The sequence below is a fragment of the Flavobacterium bizetiae genome (assembly GCF_902804475.1).
GTDB lineage: Bacteria > Bacteroidota > Bacteroidia > Flavobacteriales > Flavobacteriaceae > Flavobacterium > Flavobacterium bizetiae.
Window position 1 is genome coordinate 1 of the sequence record NZ_CADCSU010000186.1, and the last position, 8,678, is coordinate 8,678.

8 protein-coding genes are annotated in these 8,678 nt (G+C 32.3%); 4 read left to right on the top strand and 4 right to left on the bottom strand.

All coding sequences use genetic code 11. The features are described 5' to 3' along the window. Nucleotides 1–126: 126 nt before the first annotated feature. Nucleotides 127–567 (bottom strand): hypothetical protein, encoded by a 441-nt coding sequence (locus FLACOL7796_RS22870; RefSeq protein WP_173973088.1) that lies wholly within the window; start codon nucleotides 565–567, stop codon nucleotides 127–129. A gap of 226 nt (nucleotides 568–793) precedes the next feature. Between FLACOL7796_RS22870 and FLACOL7796_RS22875 the strand changes: the two genes are divergently transcribed. The 4 genes from FLACOL7796_RS22875 to FLACOL7796_RS22890 all read left to right on the top strand — a co-directional run bounded on the left by FLACOL7796_RS22875 (nucleotide 794) and on the right by FLACOL7796_RS22890 (nucleotide 3,941). Further along, nucleotides 794–1,717: a DUF4274 domain-containing protein gene (locus FLACOL7796_RS22875; protein WP_173973089.1), complete on the top strand. Its 924-nt coding sequence runs from the start codon at nucleotides 794–796 to the stop codon at nucleotides 1,715–1,717. A gap of 6 nt (nucleotides 1,718–1,723) precedes the next feature. Continuing rightward, on the top strand, nucleotides 1,724–2,140 hold the full coding sequence (locus FLACOL7796_RS22880; RefSeq protein ID WP_173973090.1) for a hypothetical protein: 417 nt from the start codon (nucleotides 1,724–1,726) through the stop codon (nucleotides 2,138–2,140). Nucleotides 2,141–2,225: 85 nt separating this feature from the next. Further along, on the top strand, nucleotides 2,226–3,251 hold the full coding sequence (locus FLACOL7796_RS22885; RefSeq protein ID WP_173973091.1) for a 2-hydroxyacid dehydrogenase: 1,026 nt from the start codon (nucleotides 2,226–2,228) through the stop codon (nucleotides 3,249–3,251). Between the two features lie 87 nt (nucleotides 3,252–3,338). Next, a complete protein-coding gene (locus tag FLACOL7796_RS22890; protein WP_173973092.1) occupies nucleotides 3,339–3,941 on the top strand; it encodes a hypothetical protein in 603 nt (200 codons plus the stop codon). Between the two features lie 35 nt (nucleotides 3,942–3,976). Here the strand turns inward: FLACOL7796_RS22890 and FLACOL7796_RS22895 are convergent, their stop codons facing one another. From FLACOL7796_RS22895 to FLACOL7796_RS22905, 3 genes are all read right to left on the bottom strand, one after another. Next, on the bottom strand, nucleotides 3,977–4,381 hold the full coding sequence (locus FLACOL7796_RS22895) for a hypothetical protein (RefSeq protein WP_173973093.1): 405 nt from the start codon (nucleotides 4,379–4,381) through the stop codon (nucleotides 3,977–3,979). Between the two features lie 109 nt (nucleotides 4,382–4,490). Beyond that, nucleotides 4,491–7,289 (bottom strand): VIT domain-containing protein, encoded by a 2,799-nt coding sequence (locus FLACOL7796_RS22900; protein ID WP_173973094.1) that lies wholly within the window; start codon nucleotides 7,287–7,289, stop codon nucleotides 4,491–4,493. An 85-nt stretch (nucleotides 7,290–7,374) separates the two neighbouring features. Continuing rightward, complete coding sequence (locus FLACOL7796_RS22905) at nucleotides 7,375–8,520, bottom strand: S1 family peptidase (protein WP_173973095.1); 1,146 nt, start codon at nucleotides 8,518–8,520, stop codon at nucleotides 7,375–7,377. Nucleotides 8,521–8,678 lie beyond the last annotated feature (158 nt).

An 8,678-nucleotide genomic window follows, 5' to 3' on the forward strand; every position in this document is an offset into this window, starting at 1 on the left:
AAGAAAACCTGGCATCACAACTTTTTGGATTGGCCTGCAAAAATTCAATTCAGTCATGCAAGGTTGGATACTCTTTAGAGATGTGTCCAGACGGTAGCCATTAAAGCCTCTTTTTTGTAACCATAATTAGTTGTTTTCTTTTCTGTATTCTTTCATTTTCTCTTTCGCCTGCTCTCTTTTTTCTTCCTGAATAGAAGTCCATTTTTTGTATTGATCAGCATTTAGAATGGCTTTCATTTTAGCGTCGTTGGCCTCTTTTTCATCCATTATTTGTTTTTTTAAAGCTTCTCTTTCTGCTGCAGTAGGTTTTACATTATTATCCTTTTTGGCCTGGCGCGCTTCTCTTAATTGTTCTGCTTTAGCACTTCTGTCAGCTAAAAGTTTTTTCACCTGAGCTTGCTGATTAGCATCTAAATTCAATTCGGATGTTATTTTTTTCAATTGTTTCTCATTACGTTGCTCCGGAGTTAATCTTTCTCTCGGTTCGCGTGTAGGTTTTTGATCTGCTTCCTGTGCAAAACTTGCTATTCCAACGAATAACAAAGCCGCGATTAATAGTTTTTTCATGATGTACGTTTTTTAATTGTTATAGTAATTAGACTTTATCAGATTGAATAGGTTTAATCTGATAATCAGAATTGTAGTTTATTTAACAAAACGAAAAAATGTTCCGTGATATTATATAATAAAGAACAATAGATTTTTATTACCAATAATCATGATGTTTTACCAAAATAGGTTTTTAAATTTGTTAGTACGTTGACACTTTCAAAACAGAATTATCAGAAAAAATATGGAGCACATATTCAATAAAAAAAATAAAAACAGAGTTCTTAAAGCCGTAAATAACGAGATGTCGTATCAAAAGTTAACTACTGCCGAATTGCATCAATTTGTTCAGCATTGGAATTACGATGACGGAATCGAGCCTTTTAAATGGATCATCAAACAAAAATATCTTGATAAAGGAACGGCGCTTTGTTTGTATTGGATGTTGCAGCCGGATTATTTCTGTAAATTTAAAAGCGTAGAGGAAATAAAAGATGATTTAAATGTTGAAACGTATCAGCTAATAAAAGAAATTGAACAAAGATATACTTCAGGTTTCTATGAAGAAGAGAATTTTGCATTTGATCCGAAGGAAGAGTTTCTCGATGAAAATTCTAATACCCAATGCATTCCTGCAGAAATGCTTTTAAAATCGCCGGGAACTATTTTTGAACGACAAGATATTGAGTTTGCTTTTTTAAGAAATCCCAATGAAAAAGAATTAAAGACGGTTAGTACCAAGATTGCAGATGCTGTAAAAATTATTCAGATTTCGAATCCTGATTTTGTTTATGATCAAACAGATGATGCGATACAAGCCATAATAGAAAGTGTAGAATATTGGAAAGGGAAAGATTTAGGAAAGATAAAAATTAAAAATCTCTCTTATTTATGGATGGATTGTATGCATAAAAAACACAACTGGAATTGGATTATCTGGGATTGGGAAACGGGAAATAATATAGGAGTGACCAATAGTACAAAAGAATTAACCTGTTTGGCAGATACTATTATAAACCATACCATAGATGGATTTCAGCAATCTTCGATAATTTCAGATTTATACAAAGATCTCGACGGAGTAAATAATTTCTATGATTTGAAAAAAGATCCTTACAGCGGAATTGGTTTACTTTTTAGTACAGATCATTTGAATTTTAGATCATAATAAATCATGTCATTAAGAAAAATCACGGTCGAAGATAAGGTCTATTTGTATAAATCGGTTACTGGATTTGGAAGCAGCACAGCTATAGCAACATTTGAAATAACAATATTTTTAGAGCACTATAAACTAACGCCACTGAAAATTAATTTCATTACCTGGGAAGATGCGTATGCCGGAAATCCATTAAGTACAGGGATAAAATTAACAAGGTTATCGACTAGGGAAGAAGAAGTTGTCAATTTTAACCGGCCTAAATATATTAGAGAATTTGTTTTGTACGGTTTGAAAATGGGTTGGAATGGTCAAAATAAAGTAGACTCTATAGATGGTTTAAAGATATTGACGAGTTTAGATTATGATGTTTCTTCTCTGCATCCCAAAGAGGGAGTTATTATCGCGCATGGTAAAGAATATTTGAAATAAGTTGATTTTTTAAGATCAGAAATTTACTTCAGAATTAATTGCTTACTTTAGTAAGACCAGAATTTAAAACCCAAAACAAATTATTATGAGTTTAAACGCCACACCAAACAATAATAAAATTGCCTTTTTTTCGACCCAGCCTTACGATAAATCTTTCTTTAATAAATATAATGAAAGTTTTGGTTTTGAGTTGGATTTTTTTGAAACGCAACTTAATCCTCAGACCGTTATTCTTATCGAAAGTGCAACTATAGTTTGTGTTTTTGTAAATGATATTGTCAATGAAGCCGTAATTAAACAATTGGCAGAAAAAGGAGTAAAGATTATTGCTTTGCGTTGTGCGGGTTTTAATAATGTCGATTTAGAAGCTGCAAAAAAATATAATATAAAAGTATGTCGTGTTCCGGCATATTCTCCTCAGGCAGTTGCAGAACATGCAATTGCAATGATTTTAACTTTAAACAGAAAAACACATAAAGCCTATAATAGAGTCCGCGAACAAAACTTTTCGCTAAACGGATTATTAGGTTTTGATTTATTTGGTAAAACAATCGGAATTATAGGAACGGGAAATATAGGCAAAGCCTTTGCTAAAATCGCTTTAGGTTTTGGCTGTAAAGTTCTCGCTTACGATATTGTTACAAATGATGAAATGATAAAAGACGGAGTAAAATTCGTGTCTCTTGACGAAATTTTTAAAGACAGTGATATCATTTCGCTGCATTGCCCTTTAAACGAACAAACCAAACATATCATAAACAGCAAATCTATCGATGAGATGAAAGACAGCGTTATGATTATCAATACAAGTCGTGGGGCATTAATAGAAACAGCCTCTGTAATTGAAGGATTAAAAGAAGGTAAAATTGGTTATCTCGGAATCGATGTTTATGAACAGGAAGAAAAACTATTCTTCAGGGATCTTTCCGCTGATATTATTCAGGATGATGCAATTCAGCGTCTAATGAGTTTTCCGAATGTTTTGGTTACGGCACATCAGGCCTTTTTTACCAACGAAGCTTTAACGCAGATTGCGTTGGTTACTTTTAATAATATAAAGTCTTTGCTGACCAATAATGATATAGAAAATAAAGTAGCTTTGCTAGTCTAAAAGTTTGTAGTGACTGCAAACCCGACAGGTTTTTAAAACCTGTCGGGTTTAACAAACATAATATTGAGAACTTAAAATAAAGAAATTATGAAAAGTAAAATTTTAATGGCAGTTATGATTCTGGGAATCATTTCTTGTCAGAATAAAGAAAAAACCGAAGACAAAAGCATCATCAAAACAATTGCCGAAGATACTTTATCTAAAACCGTTGCAGGAACTGCAGATGTTAGCGATGCTCCTGCAAAAGATGACAAAGCAGTCGAATTGATTCGTACACAATTGAATATTCTATTAAAGAACGATTTACCAGCAATGACAAAAGAGGATCGGTTTTTTTATTACGAAGCTTTCGATCTCAATAATGATAAAAAAGACGAATATTTTGTTGGTTTCTCAAACCCGTATTTCTGCGGAAGCGGAGGCTGTTCTGGATATATCTTAAATAATGACGGAAGTTTAATTAACAAATTTACCGTAACTGATTTTCCTATTTTAGTAACCACTTCAGCATCTGAAAAGTTTTATGATCTTGTATTTGAAACGGGAGCGAAATTTCATGTCGTAAAAATGAAAAACGGAAAATACCCGTCGAATCCATCTGTTCAGGAAATTTGGAGAGGTGATGTTCCTAAAGAAAACACCAAGGTTTTGGATATTCAGGGGAAGAAATTAGAGAAGTATTCGTTTTAGAATAAAAAAACATATCGAGGTTATCATGAGTTTTATTAATTTGTCTTAGATAGGTTTTTTATTAATCTAAATACCGACATAAGTAAACCAGCTCCAAAAAATAATATTCCCGTATAGCCAATAATCATTTTGATTAATTTATTGCCTTTTTTAAATTCTTCGGGATGTAGGACCAGAAATAAACAATTTAACACAAATATTAAGCAACCAAAAAGCATAGTAATATTCGTTTTAAACGTATTCTTATTTATTTCAATTTTTCTTTCTTTTATAAGATAATAGATGCAGCCTAAACCTCCAAAGAAAAGGATAGAATTGATATATTTAATTCTTTTTTTGACTAAAACAACCTCAGGAAATTCTAATTCTGGATTTATAAATGAATCGATCAGTAAATAAACACCAAATACTGTGAATAAAATAAATACGGTGTAAATCAACTAATTTTTAATCTTAGACATAATTGTTTTTAAGTCATTCATTTATAATAATAACCCGACAGATTTTTAAAATCTGTCGGGTTATTATTATAAATGAGTTTTAGAATTTTTAAAATTCAAATTCTCCAATAAGAATTTTACTGTCGCTTTCACGCTTGTTTTCTTTCTGACTCTGGAAAACAGCAATTTTGCGCTCTTGTCTTCCATCAGAATAGTACAAGTATACTTCTGCCATTACCGTAGTTGGTCCGGAAAGAATATTTTGTCTCTCACCGAAAAAATTAGTTTTAATTTTATATTTCCCTTTGATTGCTTTTTTTAGTAAAAATTGTTCAGGCCCAAAACCCTGAGTAAAATCATTGCTTAATCTTCCTCCAATTTCCGTCGACCTGTGTGAGTACGAACAATCTTCTCCTCTCGGATCAGTAACCCAAAGATCGATATCGGTATTGTCTTTATTCCAATTAATCACAATGCGAATATCTACTGGGAGATTTGCTTTTAAACGATCATCTACTTTGCTTGCATCGACATTTTTGTTTTGGCTCAAAATATTATTGATTTCCATAATCAAAATCTCTTCAATGCCAGTATCTCTTACAGAAATCTCATCGGTGTATTCCTGATAAAGCATAGATTTATAGACATTCAGAGCTTCTTGAGGCTTTTTATTATCTACCAAAGCCAATGCATAATCTCTGTGACTTTGAGGATCAAACGGTCTCCATTCCAGAATTTTTTGGGTAATCCACAATTCTTTTTCATAATTACCTCTTTGTTTCAATAGGTAAGAAATCGTTTTGTATAATTCTTCATTTTCTAAATCAAGCTCTGCTAATGTGCTTAAAACTTTTAGAGAAAGTGTTTTGTCTCCTTTTTTAAACAACAGTTTAGAAACATCGAAATAATAGGTTACCTGTTTTTCGTATTTAGGACGATTTTCAAGATATTTTTGGTAAATCAGTTCAGCAGATTGTAAAGTCTGAAAATCTTTCATATACTCTTGATTACTTTCTACATCTATCAAGGTTATTTTGCCTTTAGATTTTGTTTTATCAGAGTTACTTGCAGAATACACAGCTTCGTCGCTAACAAGACTTTCTTGTCCTGACGTTTTTTGCGACTGCTTAGAAATTGTAGGATACTGTTTTTTTTCTGAAGGCTTAAATTCGCTATTCCACCAGGTTGCCAGTTCACGTGTTTTATCAAAAGCTTTAGATAGAAGGCTTTTTCTTTTTTCTAAAATTTGCTTTTTGTTTTGCGAAACGATTTTATTGTATTCCGGTAATAATTCCTGAGGAGGAGTGATGCCAAAACGTACATAATCATCAATATCATCCAATACTATAAGGCTGGTATTTTTACTTACCACTCCAAATTGTTCGCTCAGATTTCTAATTTCGTCACTGTTTTGGGTTGAATTAAGTTCAAGATCATTAATTTTTCGTTGTGCCCAAAATTGTGCAATTGGCCATTTGTCTGCTTGTACCGCGTTATTAAAATCTACCGGAATTTCAAATTTCTTATTCCCTACAGAAAAAAGAGCCGTAAGCTTGCCCAAATTTGGAGATGCAATTCCGAATATATTAACAGGTTCATTGACAGCAGTTCCAACATTAGGAAACAACTCCTGAATAGTATTACTTTCTTTAAAGCCTAAAAATAGAATAGGAAGTCTATTAAAAGTTTTTAAAGCAGATTGCGTATCTAATTCGTTAAGATTGATAAAATTTCCTCCTGATTGTAATGCCAAAAGTTTAAGCAAATTAAAATCAGAAGTTGGTGTGCTTGCTATGCTGTTGACCGGTTTTTTGAATTTTAAAGTTAAGTCACCAAAATTTGAAATTCCGTCAGAAAATAACAGATACTCGTCTGTTTGCGGAATTTCTTTTAAAGCACTAAAGTCAGTTCCTCCATCATATTTCAGGGTAAGAATTCTGTTTTTTAAGGCACTCCAGTTTCCTCCTGAAACCGTAAATTCTTCTGTTTTCTCGAGAATATTATTTAAAAGAACAAAAGACACTCCAATATCCTTATTCTCTAAAAAATAAGCATTAAGAAAGTCTAGCTCTTTTTTATGGTCTCTTTTTGATCCGCTGAATGAATTGTCCCAAATAATAGCAATTTTTTGAGATTTTGCTTTTTCTTTTACGGGGAAATTCATTGCAACACTTGCTGCAAAATAAGATTTATTGTCAGAAGCTTTTTGAACCAATACGTTTGAAGACTCGTTTACTTTTGGAATAGTAATTTTAAGACTTTCATTTGGCGTAAAATTCGTTTTGTTTATTTCAGCAACCCATTGATTTCCCTTTTTTTGAAAAGTAAAACTTCCATCTGGATTTTCAGTAATATTAGGAGTTGTCAGACTTTCATCCACCAATACTTTCAGATTAAATTTTGGAATATTGACTGCGTTGGCGAAACTTAAAAAATACTGATAATCAGTTGCCGAATTTTTTAATTCCTGATTGTATGTAATCCTAATAAATCTGGTGCCTCTGGCCGTAATGGGATAAATTCTGGTTCTAAAATTATTTCCGGCTACTTTTTCAATAATACCGGGATCTACATTCCTCTTTTCAATACTTTCAAATACTTCTTTAGCTCGTTCTTTCGGAACAGGAACTGCGTCTCTCAGACTTCCGTTGATGTCTAAAGCATAGCCGCTTATAGTTACTCCTTCCGGCAACGGAAGTGTAAATTTTCCTTCTAAAATTCTGTCACCAGGATTATAAAATATATAAGTTGCTGTAGTTGACGCAAGATTTCCTAAAATTTTGGTTTCAATTTTTACTTCCTGCAGGATTACTGAATTTTTTTTCTGATTTTCGACATCCAGCGTTGGAATCTGTGAAAAAACGGCACTAAAGAATAATAGTGCACAGATATTAAAAATTTTATTCATAATTAATAAGTGTGATTTTTAATTTGATTTGAAATAAGAAAAACCAATTCGTTTTAAAAGTTTTTATTTATTGTAATGTTTCAGATTAGAGAGCGTGAAGATGTTTTGCTACAATTCCAAAATTAATACCCTGAACCTGATCAACTCCGCTGAAATTAACCGCAATCAGCTGACCGCATTCATTAAAAACCGGCGCGCCACTAGCACCATGTGTAGAAGTTATACTGTATTGAATTTTATTACCGTCTGATTCTTTACTTATTTGACCATTATAAAGCTGCACTTTTATGCCTGAATTTGTTTGTGCCAAATCCATTCCCATTGGATAGCCAACCATTATCGCTTTTTGGCCAGGTGCTAATGATTTATCATCATCGATTGCATTATCAAGATTGATTACATTGGTAACACTTCCGGGAGTTTTGTGATCAACTAATTGTAAAATACCTAAATCAATATTATTGTCTTCTGAAACTTTATTAATCTCACAATTAATCCACGTATCATTAGAATCATGAAGAGCTACTTCAATATCTAAGGTCTTTACATACACCTCGATATCATCTATAGCAACATAATCTTTTACCGGAATAGAGGCTGCAATATCAGTTGATACTGCCGATGTATCTGTTGTTGTTTCATTAGAACTTACAAATTCTTCGCCCGCAGGTTCGCTGGTTTCTTCGCTTGTTTCTTCATAATCTCCCTCTCCGTCACCTTCATCATACGACACTGATGCATGGCTCCAGTTTCTGTCGATAAAACTTTCATATTCATTTTCAGGAACATCTTTAGTAAGAATAGAAGCAATCTTCATTCTTAGATTTCGTGTAGTAGTATTTACTTTTTCGCTCTCTTCATCGGATGAATTCCATGGCTGTAAAACATGTTTATTGGTTACCATGTTTCCGTTTGTATCTATAAAAAAACCAGTTCCGTAAATTGTTTCTTCCTTAGCATCCTCAACATTAAGTTGAAATTCTTTTCCATTAATTTTAGCAAAATAACCATATCGATGTTTTATAAGTACCACTGCGTCTTTGTAAGCATCATAGATTTTAGTATCTGTGCCTAAACAAATGGTTTTACTTTCAGTTTTAAAATATTGATATCCAAAAAAAGATGCAGTCGAAAGAACAATAATGGCAATGGCAGCAATTTTGTAGCGCTTTCTTTTGTTGTTGTTTGTTGAAGTTAAGTCTCCGTTAGGTTGTATTTTTCTAATTTTCATTTATAATACTGGTTGAAATATGATGATTGAATGGGTTTTGGTTAAAAAAAAATAGACTTTATATAAAGTCTATTTTTTTTCAAATGTAGTAATTTGTTTGCTAAAAAAAATGTCAAAATTGAACCAATTCTGTATTCAATATTAACTCACTATTATTT

What these genes read in the sequence shown, in the direction of transcription:
- FLACOL7796_RS22870 (WP_173973088.1), bottom strand. Translation starts at nt 567, where the DNA reads ATGAAAAAACTATTAATCGCGGCTTTGTTATTCGTTGGAATAGCAAGT.
- FLACOL7796_RS22875 (WP_173973089.1), top strand. Translation starts at nt 794, where the DNA reads ATGGAGCACATATTCAATAAAAAAAATAAAAACAGAGTTCTTAAAGCC.
- FLACOL7796_RS22880 (WP_173973090.1), top strand. Translation starts at nt 1,724, where the DNA reads ATGTCATTAAGAAAAATCACGGTCGAAGATAAGGTCTATTTGTATAAA.
- FLACOL7796_RS22885 (WP_173973091.1), top strand. Translation starts at nt 2,226, where the DNA reads ATGAGTTTAAACGCCACACCAAACAATAATAAAATTGCCTTTTTTTCG.
- FLACOL7796_RS22890 (WP_173973092.1), top strand. Translation starts at nt 3,339, where the DNA reads ATGAAAAGTAAAATTTTAATGGCAGTTATGATTCTGGGAATCATTTCT.
- FLACOL7796_RS22900 (WP_173973094.1), bottom strand. Translation starts at nt 7,289, where the DNA reads ATGAATAAAATTTTTAATATCTGTGCACTATTATTCTTTAGTGCCGTT.
- FLACOL7796_RS22905 (WP_173973095.1), bottom strand. Translation starts at nt 8,520, where the DNA reads ATGAAAATTAGAAAAATACAACCTAACGGAGACTTAACTTCAACAAAC.